Below are 14,581 nucleotides of genomic sequence, written 5' to 3'. Positions count from 1 at the left end.
CTAGTTAATCACATTGACTATAATGCAAGTTGGAACAGAACAGCAAACATCAACATTAAGCAACCCTACCAACCGATAATAATGATTGATGCACTCTTACCCTCATCCTCCCTACCCAAATGCTGTTTGTGTAAAAGGTGGGAACACGCTCCATAACTGTTGCACCTGCATCGTGATCAGCCGGAGGGGTATGATTGCACCGGCCTTGGAAACGTAAGCGAACAAGCCCGGCTTAGCACAATCGCCAAATCCTACCTACCCACCGAAGCCCAATCAAACCATCAAAGCGTTGGTACGTTTCACAGCCGGCGCATCATACCCCTCCGGCGAAAAAAGCACAAACAAAACAACTAATGCGTATTATTTACACAACAATCCTTATCTTCCAACTCTCAAATCAACGATTGCCATGGTTTCAGCCAAAACAAACAGCATTCTCCCCAAGCCCAAACTCTCTGCTGCCCAGATCTTCAATATGAGTTTCGGGTTCCTCGGGATCCAGTTCGGTTTCGCTTTGCAGAACTCCAATGCAAGCGGAATTCTTAGAAACTATGGCGCGGAAGTGGAACACCTGAGCTGGTTCTGGCTGGCGGCGCCACTGATCGGATTGATCGTGCAGCCAATTGTTGGTCATTATTCAGACAGGACCTGGAACAGGCTCGGAAGACGCAGACCTTATTTTCTCGCAGGAGCGATCCTTAGCTCCAGCGCACTTGCGCTGATGCCCAATGCAAATATTTTAGGGAGTATCGCACCACTGGTGATCATCGGAGCAGGATTCCTGATGATCATGGATGCCTGTTTCAACCTGGCAATGGAACCATTCAGGGCACTGGTTGCAGATAATCTTCCCGATTCACAACGCACAAAAGGATTTGCAGTACAGACCTGTCTTATAGGTGTGGGAGCTGTGCTTGGTTCTGCACTACCGGAGATTTTAAGCAAATGGTTTGGCGTGAATGCAGAAGCGCCGGCAGGAGTGGTGGCTGATAATGTGAAACTGGCTTTCTATATCGGCGCCTCCGTGTTTGTGCTGAGTGTGCTCTGGACTGTTTTTAAAACGAAGGAATATCCCCCTGAAGAGTATGCGAAATACCATGGACATCATGAAGTGAAGAAGGAAGGACTGGGTGTGATCCTGAAAGATTTCGCAAAGATGCCGCGTACTATGAAGCAATTGGGACTGGTGCAGTTCTTCAGCTGGTTCGCCTTGTTCGGGATGTGGGTGTTCACTACTGATACCATCTCCACACATATTTTCGGATTGTCGATAGATGATAAGAGCTCCAAACTGTACAGGGAAGCCCAGGGCTGGACGGGTGTGATCTTTGCCGTATACAATGGCGTATCTGCCGTTTATGCATTACTGTTACCTGCCATTGCAAAGAAGATCGGAAGGAAACAAACCCATGCCATCAGCCTGCTGATCGGCGGGATAGGACTGATCAGTATATATTTCGCACCCAATAAGGAATTCCTGATCGGATCGATGGTTTGTGTGGGCATTGCCTGGGCCAGCATCCTGGCAATGCCTTATGTGATCCTCTCAGGGTCCATTCCAGCCGGGAAGATGGGGATCTACATGGGCATCTTTAATTTCTTCATCACAATTCCGCAGATACTGAATGGCATTATCGGAGGGCCGATCGTAAAGCATATATACAATAACGAGCCCGTATATGCGCTGGTGCTGGCAGGCGTGTTCATGCTCTGTGCAGCCATCAGCGTGATCTATGTATACGACCCCGGCGCTATCCGCATCAAAGAAGAAAAAAATATTGCATGAGACTGATCTATTTCGCATGTGCATTACTGTTGACTGCCACCGTGCATTCGCAACAAACATTGAATATTTATCCAACTCACTGGTGGGCAGGTATGAAGAACCAGCAACTGCAACTGCTGGTGAAAGCGCCGGGCATCGGTAAATCGAGTGTAGCGCTGAAAGCCTATACAGGCGTGCAATTGAAGGGAACGCATAAATTCAGGAACCCTGATTACCTGGCTATTGACCTGCAGATCGGAGGCACAGCAAAACCCGGAGAACTCAAATTCAGTTTTGTGGAAAAGGGAAAAACTGTACAGCAGGTAAAATATGTTCTGAAGCAACGTGATAAAGGCAATGGCCGCACACGCATCAAAGGGGTAGGCACAGAAGATCTCATCTATCTCATTATGCCGGACCGCTTCAGCAATGGCGATCCCTCCAATGATAGAGTGCCTGGTATGTTAGACCAAAGCTTCGACAGAACTGATATCTGGCACAGGCATGGCGGCGACCTTAAGGGGATCGAAAACCATCTTGATTACCTGCAGGATATCGGCGTAACGGCGCTCTGGCTGAATCCCGTGCTGGAGAACGATATGCCCAACCGCACTGAACACGGCTATGCTGCCACCGATCATTACAGCATCGATCCACGATTAGGCGGCATCAAAGCTTATCATAGCCTCATCGATGCACTGCACCAACGCGGCATGAAGATCATCCAGGACGCCGTTTACAACCATGTTGGCCTCCATCATTTCCTGTATAAGGAAATGCCTGACAGCAGCTGGTTCCACTGGTGGCCATCGTATACCAATACTACCTATAAAGACCAAACGCTGATGGACCCATATGCATCAGTTATCGATAAAAAGAAAATGAGCGATGGCTGGTTCGTGCCCGGTATGCCGGACCTCAATCAGCACAATCCTTTCATGGCGAATTTTCTCGTTCAGCACGCCATCTGGTGCACAGAGGAATTCGGGCTGGACGGATGGCGCATCGATACCTATGCCTATAATGATCTCGAATTCATGAACCGCTGCAACAAAGCGCTGCTGGATGAATATCCGCAACTGCATATCTTCGGTGAAACCTGGGTGCACGGAGTGGCCAACCAGAGCTACTTTGCAGCTAACAATATTAATATCCCCTACAAAAGCAATCTGCCCGGCGTAACGGATTTCCAGCTGAATCTTTACGGTATCGTACCCGCGCTCACACAGGCTTTCGGCTGGACGGAAGGCGTGAACAAATTGTATAGTACCACCGCCAAAGATTTTCTGTACAAAGATCCCAACCGCAATGTGATCTTTTTAGACAACCATGATATCAGCCGTTTCTATTCACAGGTAGGAGAGAATATCCCCAAACTGAAAATGGGACTGAGCTGGCTGCTCACCTACAGGGGCATTCCACAACTCTATTATGGAACGGAAGTATTGTTGAAAGGATTCGCCAATCCAGACGGACTGGTGCGCCAGGATTTCCCGGGCGGTTGGGCAGGAGATTCCAGCAATAAATTCACTGCTGCCGGAAGGAGCGTTGAAGAGAACGATGTATTCGATCATATGCGAAGCCTTTCCCGGTTCAGACTTACGTCCTCTGCTTTACAACATGGGAAATTGATGCAATATGTTCCGGAAGATGGCGTGTATGTTTACTTCCGTTATGATGCCAAACAGTCCATCTTCTGTATCATGAACACCAATGATCAGCCTAAAACCATTGCTGCATCCCGCTTTGAAGAGAGACTCAAAGGATTCAGCAGCGCCAGGGACATCATCACCAATCAACAATTCAGTATCAAAGATTCTATTACCATTCCGTCATATACCTTGCTCACCGCTGAATTGGTTCGATAATTCCTGTATCTTTAAGTACCATGGCACCACCCTTGAAGTATGAGGAATTGCATTTTGTAGATACCACCCGCCCGGTGTGGAATTATTCTCTTTTTTCAGACGAAGACATCAGTAATTATCAACAGGGAACGAATTACTCGCTCTATGAGTTATTCGGATCGCATGCCATCACTGTATTGGACCAGGCCGGCTATTACTTTGCAGTATGGGCTCCCAATGCAACTTATGTTTCGGTGATCGGCAATTTCAATCTCTGGGATACTGAAGCGCATCCGCTAATAGTGCGTCAGGATAATTCAGGGATCTGGGAAGGTTTCATTCCCGGCATGGAAAAGGGCGAAGTGTACAAGTACCATATCCACGGCTATAAAGGTCGCAGGCTTGATAAAGGCGATCCCTATGCGAATTTCTGGGAACGAAGGCCGCAAACAGCCAGTATCACCTGGGACCTGGATTATGAATGGGGTGACCGGGAATGGATGGAAAAACGCGCAGCACACAATGCTACAGATGCCCCCTGGAGCGTGTATGAAATGCACCTGGCCAGCTGGATGCGCCCGCATCCCAACGATGAAGAAAGCTACAATACCTATGCACAGATACGCGAAAGACTGGTGCCCTATCTCTTAGAGATGCAATTCACACATGTTGAATTCATGCCTGTGATGGAACATCCTTTCGACGGGAGCTGGGGTTACCAGGGCACAGGCTACTTTGCGCCTACATCCCGCTTTGGGGACCCACAGGCTTTTATGGAACTGATCGATGCATTGCACCAGGCAGGCATTGGTGTGATACTGGATTGGGTGCCTTCGCATTTTCCCTATGATGCACACGGCCTCTTCATGTTCGACGGCAATCATACCTACGAGTATGCAGACATGCGTAAAGGGTTTCACCCCGACTGGAACAGTTATATCTTCAATTATAAACGCGGTGAAGTAAAATCATTCCTCATCAGTAGCGCAAGATTCTGGTTCGATCTTTTTCATATCGATGGCATCCGTGTAGATGCCGTAAGCTCCGTGATCAAACTCAATTACTCACGTACTCACGGTCAATGGGAACCGAACGAGTTCGGCGGTGATGGCAATATCGAGGCCATTGCTTTCATCCGTGATCTCAATGAAACCATTTATCGCGATTTTCCCGATGTACAAACCATTGCCGAAGAAGCAACCGACTGGCCGGGAGTTTCCAGGCCCACTTATGCTGACGGACTCGGATTCGGCATGAAATGGATGATGGGCTGGATGCACGATACACTGGATTACTTCCATATGGACCCGTTGTTCAGAAGCCATTACCAGGACAAATTCGCTTTCAGCATGATGTACTACTATGATGAGAATTTCATGCTGCCGCTCAGTCATGATGAAGTGGTGCACGGCAAGAGTCCCATGCTTTATAAAATGCCCGGTGATGAATGGCAGAAACATGCCAATCTTCGTACACTTTATACCTATATGTTCACACATCCCGGAGGTAAGCTCCTGTTCATGGGCAACGAATTCGGCGCCACGGAAGAATGGAATTACAAATCCGAACTGCAATGGTACCTGCTGCAATATGAACCGCATAGCAAGCTGAAAGAATGCGTGCGCGATCTCAATAAACTGCTTCGGTCAGAACCTGCATTATACGAATACCAGTTCAGCGAAAAAGGATTCGAATGGATCGATCTGAACCATCGTGATGAATGCGTGGTGGCTTACAGAAGAAAAGGCAAACTCCCGGAAAACGATATCCTGGTTATACTTAACCTCACACCTGAAGTCAGACGCAACTGGAAGTTGTATGCAAAAGGAAAAAAATCGTGGAAGGAGGTCTACAATTCAGATGATAAAAAGTATTGGGGAACGGGAGACGTGTACAATCCTGAAATTAATACCATTTTAGTGGATAAAAACCAGCTGCTTTACGAAATAAACGTACATTTACCGGCGTTGGGAGCAGTGGTTTTACGTTGATCTCAACCTTTACACGTACACGTATCCTTACAAGATCCAATACTCTGAAACATGGTTAAGTACCTCGTTATTGCAGGTGGCTTGCTGATGTCCGCAGCCGCCTACAGTCAAGCAGACAGCGCCGCTTTCTATCAACAGAAAGGCAATGCAGAAAAACAGGCCCGGCGTTATAAGGAAGCAGAAAAGAACTTCCTCAGGGCTTTTCAATTCGATCCCAAAAACACAGCTGTTCAAATTGATCTCGCTGCCGTGCTGCAGGAGATGAATCGCTATGCGGAAGCAAGGGAAAAATTACTGGCAGTGGAAAGGGCCGAGCCCAATAACCTTGCTGTAGTAGAGAACCTTGCTGACCTGAGTGTGAATATGCGCAAATGGGAAGACCTGGTGCGTCTTGCTGATCGCATGAAACAACTTGGCAGCAAGAAATCGAACAACTTCTATCTCGCCAAAGCACATTATGAACTGGAGCATTATGGCGATGCACTGAAATACTGTGAACTCGCTTTCAAAGATGATCCCAATAAAGCAGAAACTCCCTATATCGCTGCGCGCGCCTTCATCGAGATGAGCAATTACAAACGTGCTGCCGGTTGTTATGAACAAGCTATCGAGAGAGACTCTTCCAATGCACGATGGATGTATGAAGCAGGTCTTGCTTACTACGCTATCCCCGATGATAAGAAAGCCATCTACTGGTTCGAAAGAGCAGGAGCAAAAGGCTACAAGAAAACAAATGATTACCTCGAAAATCTCGGCAATGCCTATCTCAATACCGGTCAGTTCAACAAGGGAATGGAACTCATGGACCAGATGCTGAAGAACCGTCCCGGCGATAAAGAACTGATGTATACCATCGGGGATGCCTATTACAAAGCAGGAAAGTTCCAGGACGCCATCAATATGTGGGACAGGATCTTTACCATCGATCCAAAGAATGCCAATGCACTCTTCATGATCGGTATGGCCTATATGAAAAAAGGAGAAAAAGAGAAAGGGCAACAACTTTGCGATAAGGCTATCGAACTGGATCCCGGTCTTGCCAAACAACGCACCGAAAAGAAGATGCCGAACGGACTATAAGCTGCTTACAGTTCATCGAAATAATAAGCTTTCTCCAATTGCGTAGCGCCACCGAACACTCCGGGGCCAAATTGTACGTTGCCCGCAGGTGAGCCCAGCTGATTGGCGGGAATGGAGCCGAAATCGGTTTTGTATTTCTCATAAGTGATAAGGTACCTGTACAATTCCCTGCTGGCCGATTTTACCCGGATCAATACACGGCCTTTCTGATTTTCTTTTTCAGAGATAAAGAATGATTTATCGATACTGAATCTCAGCAAATATTTATTGGCCGTGAAATACTGATCGGACAGGAAGATGCGGCGGAAAGGATTATCTGCTCCGTCGAAACGCAGGTTCTCGATATGAATGTCTTTCGAATACAAATTGAGACGAAGGAATTGCTGTAACGGGATCGTATCTTTTTCCGATTTCACGGAAGGGTCATTCTTCACCTGCTCGTATAGTTTTTTTCCTTCTTCGGTATCGCAATCGTATTTTGTTCCGTTATAAGTAAAGCTGGTCCTGATCTTACACACCTGTTTCACTGCTTCTATCACGTAGTTCTCCAGTTGGTCCGGCCGGTCCTTCAGGAGAAGCTTTACTTCCAGCACAGGTTTGCCCTGTCTTAGCGCAGATGCGGTATCCAGCTTTTCCACCTGTACAGGATAGGGCACAGTGGTTACTGCGCGTGCGTTCCCCAATACAGGATGGCTCACTTCCAGTGTATAATTGGTATTGGGTCTGTAAAAATGCCTTACTGTAAAAACAGAAGCGGGGTTATTGGCGAACTGTGTTGATTTGTCGGCCCGCAGGATCCATTTGTGTCCACTCTCTTCACTGAGTACCACTGTAGCGTCGTTCACTTTTTCAAAATTGATGAGATTGCCGCTGCCTGCACGGATGGTGCGTGCCACGGGAATGCGCACCTGGTCGCCTGCAGTGACTTCCGCCAGTACCACCAGTTTATCTTCATCGTCTGTATCAGGCAGGAAATTCTTTTTGCAGCCTGCTCCGGAACTCATCAGCAGTAATAATAAAAAAAGATATAGTAATGTAAGCGGCTGCATCAAAAACTGATATTGTAAGATAAATAAGGAGTGATACTGAAGAACTGGTAACGGGTACTCACCACCAATGATCTTCTGCCTATTGATCCTTCCAGGTCATACAGATACTGGCTGGGCGCACCATACACATTGTAAATACCGATGATCAGTTTTGCAGGCAATTCAGGTTTCAACAGGTGATGAAAACCTGCAGAAACGTCAAGCCGGTGATAGGAGGGTGTTCGATAAACTCTGGAGTTGGTGTACTGGTAGATCAGCCTGTATTCATCAGGCGCCAGCGGGTCTTTGATCTGTTGCGCGTCATCAAAATCAGGATATACGTAGCTGGGAAGCGTGAACACATCTCCGGTAGCGAAAGTCCAGAGTGCGGCGCAATTCCATCGCTTACCGATCTGATAAGAAGCAGCAACACTGAGATCATGCCTTCGATCACATTTGAACGGGAATTTCGCGCCCTTGTTCACAGACCTGAACTGACGCCAGTTCCACGACAAAGTATAACTGAGCCGGGCAGTCCATTTTTCCGTTTTTTTGAAGAACATGAATTCCCCGCCATAACTCCAGCCTTTCCCTGTTTGCACGGATTTTTCCCAGCTCTTATTGTTCAGGAAAAGATTCTTGCCTTCGATATAGTTGGTAACGTTTTGCAGTTTCTTGTAATAGAATTCTGCACTGAATGTACCCAGTTTCTTATTCTGATAGTGATAGCCCGCATTGACCATCCTGCTTTGTTCCGGCTGCAGTTTCCTTGTAGCCGGAACCCAGGCATCGCTGTTCACGCCCATATAGGGATTGGTGACCTGGTGAAGGTATTGCCCCATCTGGCTCCAGGAAAAGCTCAGCTGCTGATGCGCATTCAGCCTGTAAGCCGCATAGAACCTCGGTTGCCAGCTGTTGAAGCTGAAATCCTTGTAGAGGTAATGCGAATAATGAATACCGGGGCGTACAGTCAACCGTTTGCCAACTTTTAAATCAGACTCATAGAAAAGTACGAATTCACGGAAAGATAAAGCAGGGAAGGCGCTGAACTCATCAGGGTCATCGATGAAATCCTGTGTAACATTCCTGGTGAATGGTTTGATTTTCGTATAAGACATCTTTCCGCCCATATTCATTCGCCAGTTATTGGCTGGCGTTAGTTCCAGTACAGACCTTATATTGTATTGCCTGATACTGGAAAAGATATTATACACTTTGTTCTGCACCATTGCACCCGAGCTGTCGTACAAGCTGTACCTGAAGCCTGCGATATTATTATAACTACTGAGGTTAACCGATGTATTGACGAATGCTTTCGGCCCGAGCACCCTGTTCCAGGTAAGCGCCAGATTCTTATTGCCCCACTGGTGACGGTTATCGATACTTCCTTCCCGAAGATGCAGGTTATCATCGCCGGCATAAACATTCAGCATCAGTTTATCTTTCTTTCCTATCAGTTGTGTGACTTTGAACTGAAGATCGTAGAAATTGAGGTTCACGCCCCGCTGTATGAGACGGAGAAAAGGATTCACCCAACTATGACGGAAGCTGAGCATGATGGCTGTTCTGTCTTTTTTCAAAGGGCCTTCAATGGTGAAGGAGCCGGCCAGCACACCAGCATTGATCACGCCTTTCCATTTTTTCATGTTTCCATCTTTCGTGTTCACGTCCATCACGGAACTGAGGCCGCCGCCAAACCGGGAAGGGAAATTGCTCTTGTATACATACATATTCTTGAGAGCCGTCTGGTTCACGATGGGTAATGAGCCCAGGAGGTGCATGGGATTGAAAACAGGGTTACCATCCAGCAGGAATAAGTTCTCGCCGGGATTACCGCCGCGCACGAGAATGCCATTGGGGATATCGGCTACATTCTTTACACCAGGCAGTTGATAGAGGCTTCGGAGTACATCGGGCTCACCGAGTACATTGTTGTAATCTTCGGCATTCACTTTATCGGCTCCTTCTTTTTTCTGCCTTTGCTCTTCCGAGATCACCACTTCAGTAATGGGCGGAACAGTTTGCAGTTTTATATCTTTTCTCCTGTCTTGCTGCAGACCGGCGAGTGTAATGGCAACAGTAGTATATCCTGCATAGCTGAATTGCAATGTTTGTTTTCCTTCCGGGACTTTGATGGTGAAATAGCCGTGCTGATTGGCATAAACGCCGCGATGACGGGCCGGGTCCCACACAGTGGCGCCGGTGAGCGGTTCGCCGCTGGCTTCGTCTTTCACAAATCCGAATATGGTGTACCAGCTGAGCAGTGCATCACCAGGAAGGGGAGTGGACGCGGGCGTGAGGATCAGTTTACCATTCATTTCTGTTACACGAACTTTTTGCGCATTTAAAACCTGTTGCAATACAGCGCCGATGGTGGCAGGATTATCATAGATCTCTATTATCTTTCCCGTATCCACAACCGAAGTTGCATATTCGATGATAAGCTGACTGCGCTGATTGATATCTTCCAGGAATGAACGGATGCTGCCTTTATCGAAAGCAGGGGAGAAGGGCATACTCAAAATCCTTTCTTGTGCAAGAAGCGGGGAGTTCATGCACAAAAGCAAGACAAATAATGTGGAGAGTAAACCTTTCATGCGTGAACGCTGTCCCAGCGGGAGTTTTAGGCTGGGCAATATGGTATTTTTCAGCAAGATTCCGCGCCTAATTCCGGAAAAAAATAATGCGGCCGGCTTCATCTTTTGTCTGCAAACCGGTGGTCAGCCTTAGTTCTTCCAGCACTTCCGATACGGGTTGGTCCAGAAATCTTGCATTGATGTTCAACTGTTGAAATGAGCTGAGCAATGTATCGGGAATGATCAGCTGAAGATCATAGTAATCGGAGAGATCGTCCAGCACTTCAGGAAGCGGTGTATTCCTGAATTCCAGTATTCCTGTTTTCCATGCGAGATAATTGCTGTCGGAAACAGCTTCCTGGAGTAGTTCCCCTTCGCTGAGCAGGGCTTTTTGTCCGGCTGTCAGGATCACCTGCTTACCCTCCTTTTGTTTGCCGGCCATGCTGACCTTCCCGGAGGAAACGATCACTTCATCCCCCTCTTCCGTTGCATTTACCAGGAAGGAAGTACCCAGTACCCTGATGGTGGAATGTTCGGTGGAAATCAGGAAGGGTTGCTGTGTATCGGGCTGCACCTGGAACCAGGCTTCACCTTTGAGCTCTACACGTCTTACAGGGCCATTGAACTTACTTGCATATTGTATGGTGGTCCCTTTACGCAGTACTACTGAAGAGCCATCGGGGAGTGTAAGGGATCGATTGGTATTGGCGGCTTTCACCAGCTGCATGGATGCGTCACCGGATCTCCAGATGTACCAGGCGGTGAATACAGCGGCCATGAAACCAACGGCAATGGCCAGCCGTTTTATGGGAAATGCAGCAGACCTTTTTTCTTTTTTCCGGATGGTATGGTCTACTTTCTCCCAGGCAGCTCCAGTATTGAAAGCAGGGGCCTGGAAAAGGTCCGCACCTTTGTTCCAGATCTGTTCAAGCTGTTCAAATTCCTGTCGGTTCTCAGCTGCCGCTTCCAGCCATTGCTGCAGGAGTGCAAGGTCCTGCTGACTGGCAGTTCCCTGGAATTTACGGGCAATTATTTCTGTAATCTGGTCATCCATACGGGGTCTGTGCTAAATATCTATAACATGAAACGGATATAAACCCCTATCATGATAAGCGAAAAGAAAATTGAAAACAGCAAAACTGTAAGATATGCCTGCCGTTCCCTGATGAAACGCCTTAATATCCTGAGGGCCTTACCCATTTGGTTTTCCACCGTTTTAACGGAGATACCCTGTGCATCAGCTATTTGCTGGTAGGTAAGCTTGCTCATACGGCTGAGCACGAATACCTCCCTGCATTTTTGGGGGAGCTTGTTCAGCGCGGATTGCATCAAAATATTAAAGTCTGTTTCTGTTTTCTCCATCCTGTATTCTTCCGGCGCGGTCTGCAAGCCCTCCTGGCCGGTTAGCGTTATAACCACGGATCTTTTATTCTTTTGCAACCAGGTCAGACAATTATTACGGACAGCAGTAAAGAGGTAATAACGCATGTCTTCATTACCCACCAGGTTTTGCTTTTTTTCCCATACATGCACAAAAATATCCTGAACGATGTCTTCCGCGGCATGAACTTCTTTCACGAAGGAAAATGCGTATTTACAAAGAGGTTCGTAATGATGCGAGAACTCTTGCTGGAACTGATGGTATAATGGGCTATTGGTAGACATTCCGGTTTAACGGGCACGTAAAAATAATGTAAAGGTTGTAAAAAAATGAGGGAGGTCTATTAAACCTCCCTCTTAACCCTATTGTTCTATTTGTTCTTTTATTGTTTGATCACCTGCTGTCTCAGGCTGATAGAGCTTCCTGTAAGCTCGAGCGTATAATTTCCGGCGGGCAGATTACCCAGGTCCGTGAAGCTGGTGGTATTAACGCCTGCATTACCCTTAATGTTGTATGTTCTCACCAATGCTCCGCTAAAACTATACAATTTAACGCGGACCGATTCTTCGCGGTCCAGTTTATAGCTGAGATTGATAAAGGAACCGAATGGATTGGGAGCCGCTTTGAGGGTAACCGTGTTCTGATCGGCGCGCACTACCAGGATCTTTGAATCGGTTGTGCGGCCATCGATATCCACCTGCCTCAGTTTATACATATTCACCCGTTCAGGGTTATTGTCAATGAACTGATAACTGCTGTTGCTTCCTTTGGCCGCGATCGTTGCAATTGAACTGTATTGCTGACCATCAGTTGCTTTCAGTATTTCAAAATGATCATTATTGATCTCTTCTGCAGTCTTCCACCTGATATACACTTTTCCATTGTTCAACGTTGCATCGAGAGATAATAATCGTACAGGTGTAGCCACAATGGAACTTACCGGTCCGAATTCGGATGTGTTCCCTGCGCCGCCTGCATTCATGTAGGCAAGTGCAGTGATACGGGTCCCGGCGGTTACTGCTGTGGGCAGGCTGGCCACGGGAATGGTGAAGCTGAACCTGGCTTCGGTGCGGTCACCACCGGTTCCGGTGCCTTCCTGTGTGGCCGTGTAGGTGCCGGATGTTCCGGACTGCGCGTCGGGCGCATCCAGAGTGGCATCATCCTGACCACGGAACAGGTAAGTTTGACCTTCACCGAAATCGGTAGTGTATCCGCCGGGTAATGGGTTAGGGCTGGGGCCTGCATCAGCAATGTAAAACTCTATCACACTGTTGGGACGGCTGAATCCCTGAATGGTGAGATTGCCGCTATTCACTGTTACTGATGTGATCACGGGGAAATTGAGCAAAGTATTGGGGCCATTGTCTGTATCGCCATCATCATTGGATGTAACCAGGTTGGCGCCAAGGTCGATGCCCAACTGACCATTATTCCTGAAGATCCTGTTACGGCTGAATTTATTGTCAGAAACAGTCAGGCTGGCTGCTGCTTCCACAACAATGCCGCCACTATTGTTATTGGCAATACGATTGCCCTCTGCCGCATCTTCACTGCCATCATTGTTGGAACCGATAATATTACCGGAAAGAGATAACGAAGCAAAATCCCCTTCATGCACCAGCCGGACACCACTTCCCAGGTTACCGGCAACGAGTGTTCCCGCCAGGTCTGTTCCGATACCATTTCCTGCAACGATATTTCCTGTAGTGTTATCCGTATTTCCAAGACCAAAATTCAGGAAGTTGTCATTCGCTATCCTGATCCCATCACTGATATTGAAGCAAATGAGATTTGCTTCCACTGTGGCATTGCCGCCGACACCATCTGTTCCTATCCGGTTATCCTGACAGTTCACCAGCAGAATGCCTTGTTCAGCATTGGGAGCAGCAGCATTGCTGATGTCCAAACCAATTCTGTTGCCGGCGATAATATTTCCGTTGCTGAGCCAGGTGAGCACACCTCTTCCGGTATTGTTGCCGATGATATTTCCTTCAAGAGCATCACTAACACCATCACCATTTGTTCCCACCACATTGTTGTTTGCAGAAACGGTCAGCAGGATACCATTGCGTGCATTACCGAATGCGCCTGCGGTACCATTTCTCGTAACACCAATATAGTTTCCTGCAATGATTGAATTCTGTGTATTCCAGAAGATGACGCCATCGCCTTCACTACTTCCTGTTGCGGCGGAGATCAGGTTACCTTCATTGGCATCATTGTTATTATCGCCATTCGTTCCCACTACTATTCCTGTAGTACCCGGGCCACTAAGCGCGCCATTCAGGTCAACTGCAACACCAGCCCCGGTATTACCATTTGCGGCCAGACCTGTAGCATCGGTACCTATAAAGTTTCCCCAGATGAAAGCGTTGTTGGCACCTTGCTGAATGAAGATACCAGTACGGGTAGCACGTGAAATTGCCAGGCCCGATATGCTCACATTTGGTGATGCGATAGTAAAAATATTGTTGCTTCCTCCCATGGCATTTCCATCCACCTGCACCAGGATGGTGCGCGCAGCGATACTGCCCTGGGCTGCACCCGGCTGAGAATAACCTTCAATGGTAACTTCACCGGTTATAGCGGGCAGCGGACTGGTAAGACTGATCACCAGTGAGCCTCCGGGCAGGTTGAACTGAATGATATCCGCCCCGGGATTCGTATTGGCATCTGTGATAGCCTGGGCCAGTGTACCAGGACCAGACGATGCATTGGAAGTTACAGTATACGTTGCAGAATATGCCGTTGTGGACAGGCAAACTGGTATAAAAAGATTGCATGCAATCCTTGTAAGGGTCTTGTAGAAATTTGACATAAATATCCTTTAGGTGATCAGAGAGAGTTCAATAAGCTGAGAGGAGGAAAGTGGACTTTGAGGTCTCTTAATAGGAAGTGGAATTATGCAAAGTA

At 47.5% G+C, this 14,581-nt stretch carries 9 protein-coding genes; 4 read left to right on the top strand and 5 right to left on the bottom strand.

Annotated features, from left to right (window positions below; all coding sequences use genetic code 11):
• Window positions 1-409 precede the first annotated feature (409 nt).
• The 4 genes from D9Y29_RS15530 to D9Y29_RS15515 are packed head-to-tail and all read left to right on the top strand — an operon-like array spanning window position 410 to window position 6,683.
• Entirely contained in the window at window positions 410-1,786 is a 1,377-nt protein-coding gene (locus tag D9Y29_RS15530; protein WP_206513797.1) for an MFS transporter, read from the top strand.
• Window positions 1,783-3,633: a glycoside hydrolase family 13 protein gene (locus D9Y29_RS15525; protein ID WP_127129780.1), complete on the top strand. Its 1,851-nt coding sequence runs from the start codon at window positions 1,783-1,785 to the stop codon at window positions 3,631-3,633. The genes D9Y29_RS15530 and D9Y29_RS15525 overlap by 4 nt, the downstream gene beginning before the upstream one ends.
• A 20-nt stretch (window positions 3,634-3,653) precedes the next feature.
• The gene (gene glgB / locus D9Y29_RS15520) at window positions 3,654-5,603 is read left to right on the top strand and encodes a 1,4-alpha-glucan branching protein GlgB (protein WP_127129778.1); all 1,950 of its coding nucleotides are present in this window, start codon (window positions 3,654-3,656) and stop codon (window positions 5,601-5,603) included.
• 51 nt (window positions 5,604-5,654) lie between these two features.
• Window positions 5,655-6,683, top strand: a complete 1,029-nt coding sequence (locus D9Y29_RS15515; RefSeq protein ID WP_127129776.1) for a tetratricopeptide repeat protein — start codon at window positions 5,655-5,657, stop codon at window positions 6,681-6,683.
• A gap of 5 nt (window positions 6,684-6,688) precedes the next feature.
• Here D9Y29_RS15515 and D9Y29_RS15510 read toward each other — a convergent pair whose 3' ends face one another.
• From D9Y29_RS15510 to D9Y29_RS15490, 5 genes are all read right to left on the bottom strand, one after another.
• A complete protein-coding gene (locus D9Y29_RS15510) occupies window positions 6,689-7,687 on the bottom strand; it encodes a DUF4249 family protein (RefSeq protein WP_164735431.1) in 999 nt (332 codons plus the stop codon).
• Between the two features lie 44 nt (window positions 7,688-7,731).
• Window positions 7,732-10,227, bottom strand: coding sequence for a TonB-dependent receptor (locus D9Y29_RS15505; protein ID WP_164735430.1), 2,496 nt, complete (start codon window positions 10,225-10,227; stop codon window positions 7,732-7,734).
• A 148-nt stretch (window positions 10,228-10,375) separates the two neighbouring features.
• Window positions 10,376-11,341 (bottom strand): FecR family protein, encoded by a 966-nt coding sequence (locus D9Y29_RS15500; RefSeq protein WP_127129770.1) that lies wholly within the window; start codon window positions 11,339-11,341, stop codon window positions 10,376-10,378.
• Between the two features lie 20 nt (window positions 11,342-11,361).
• Window positions 11,362-11,952, bottom strand: a complete 591-nt coding sequence (locus D9Y29_RS15495; RefSeq protein WP_127129768.1) for an RNA polymerase sigma-70 factor — start codon at window positions 11,950-11,952, stop codon at window positions 11,362-11,364.
• 98 nt (window positions 11,953-12,050) lie between these two features.
• On the bottom strand, window positions 12,051-14,486 hold the full coding sequence (locus tag D9Y29_RS15490) for a T9SS type A sorting domain-containing protein (protein ID WP_127129766.1): 2,436 nt from the start codon (window positions 14,484-14,486) through the stop codon (window positions 12,051-12,053).
• Window positions 14,487-14,581: the final 95 nt, after the last annotated feature.

Source organism: Pseudoflavitalea rhizosphaerae (assembly GCF_003991355.1).
In the GTDB taxonomy this organism is placed as follows: domain Bacteria; phylum Bacteroidota; class Bacteroidia; order Chitinophagales; family Chitinophagaceae; genus Pseudobacter; species Pseudobacter rhizosphaerae.
This window is presented reverse-complemented; position numbering and strand designations above follow the sequence as displayed.

What these genes read in the sequence shown, in the direction of transcription:
- D9Y29_RS15530 (WP_206513797.1), top strand. Translation starts at nt 410, where the DNA reads ATGGTTTCAGCCAAAACAAACAGCATTCTCCCCAAGCCCAAACTCTCT.
- D9Y29_RS15525 (WP_127129780.1), top strand. Translation starts at nt 1,783, where the DNA reads ATGAGACTGATCTATTTCGCATGTGCATTACTGTTGACTGCCACCGTG.
- glgB (WP_127129778.1), top strand. Translation starts at nt 3,654, where the DNA reads ATGGCACCACCCTTGAAGTATGAGGAATTGCATTTTGTAGATACCACC.
- D9Y29_RS15515 (WP_127129776.1), top strand. Translation starts at nt 5,655, where the DNA reads ATGGTTAAGTACCTCGTTATTGCAGGTGGCTTGCTGATGTCCGCAGCC.
- D9Y29_RS15510 (WP_164735431.1), bottom strand. Translation starts at nt 7,687, where the DNA reads ATGAGTTCCGGAGCAGGCTGCAAAAAGAATTTCCTGCCTGATACAGAC.
- D9Y29_RS15505 (WP_164735430.1), bottom strand. Translation starts at nt 10,227, where the DNA reads ATGCCCTTCTCCCCTGCTTTCGATAAAGGCAGCATCCGTTCATTCCTG.
- D9Y29_RS15500 (WP_127129770.1), bottom strand. Translation starts at nt 11,341, where the DNA reads ATGGATGACCAGATTACAGAAATAATTGCCCGTAAATTCCAGGGAACT.
- D9Y29_RS15495 (WP_127129768.1), bottom strand. Translation starts at nt 11,952, where the DNA reads ATGTCTACCAATAGCCCATTATACCATCAGTTCCAGCAAGAGTTCTCG.
- D9Y29_RS15490 (WP_127129766.1), bottom strand. Translation starts at nt 14,486, where the DNA reads ATGTCAAATTTCTACAAGACCCTTACAAGGATTGCATGCAATCTTTTT.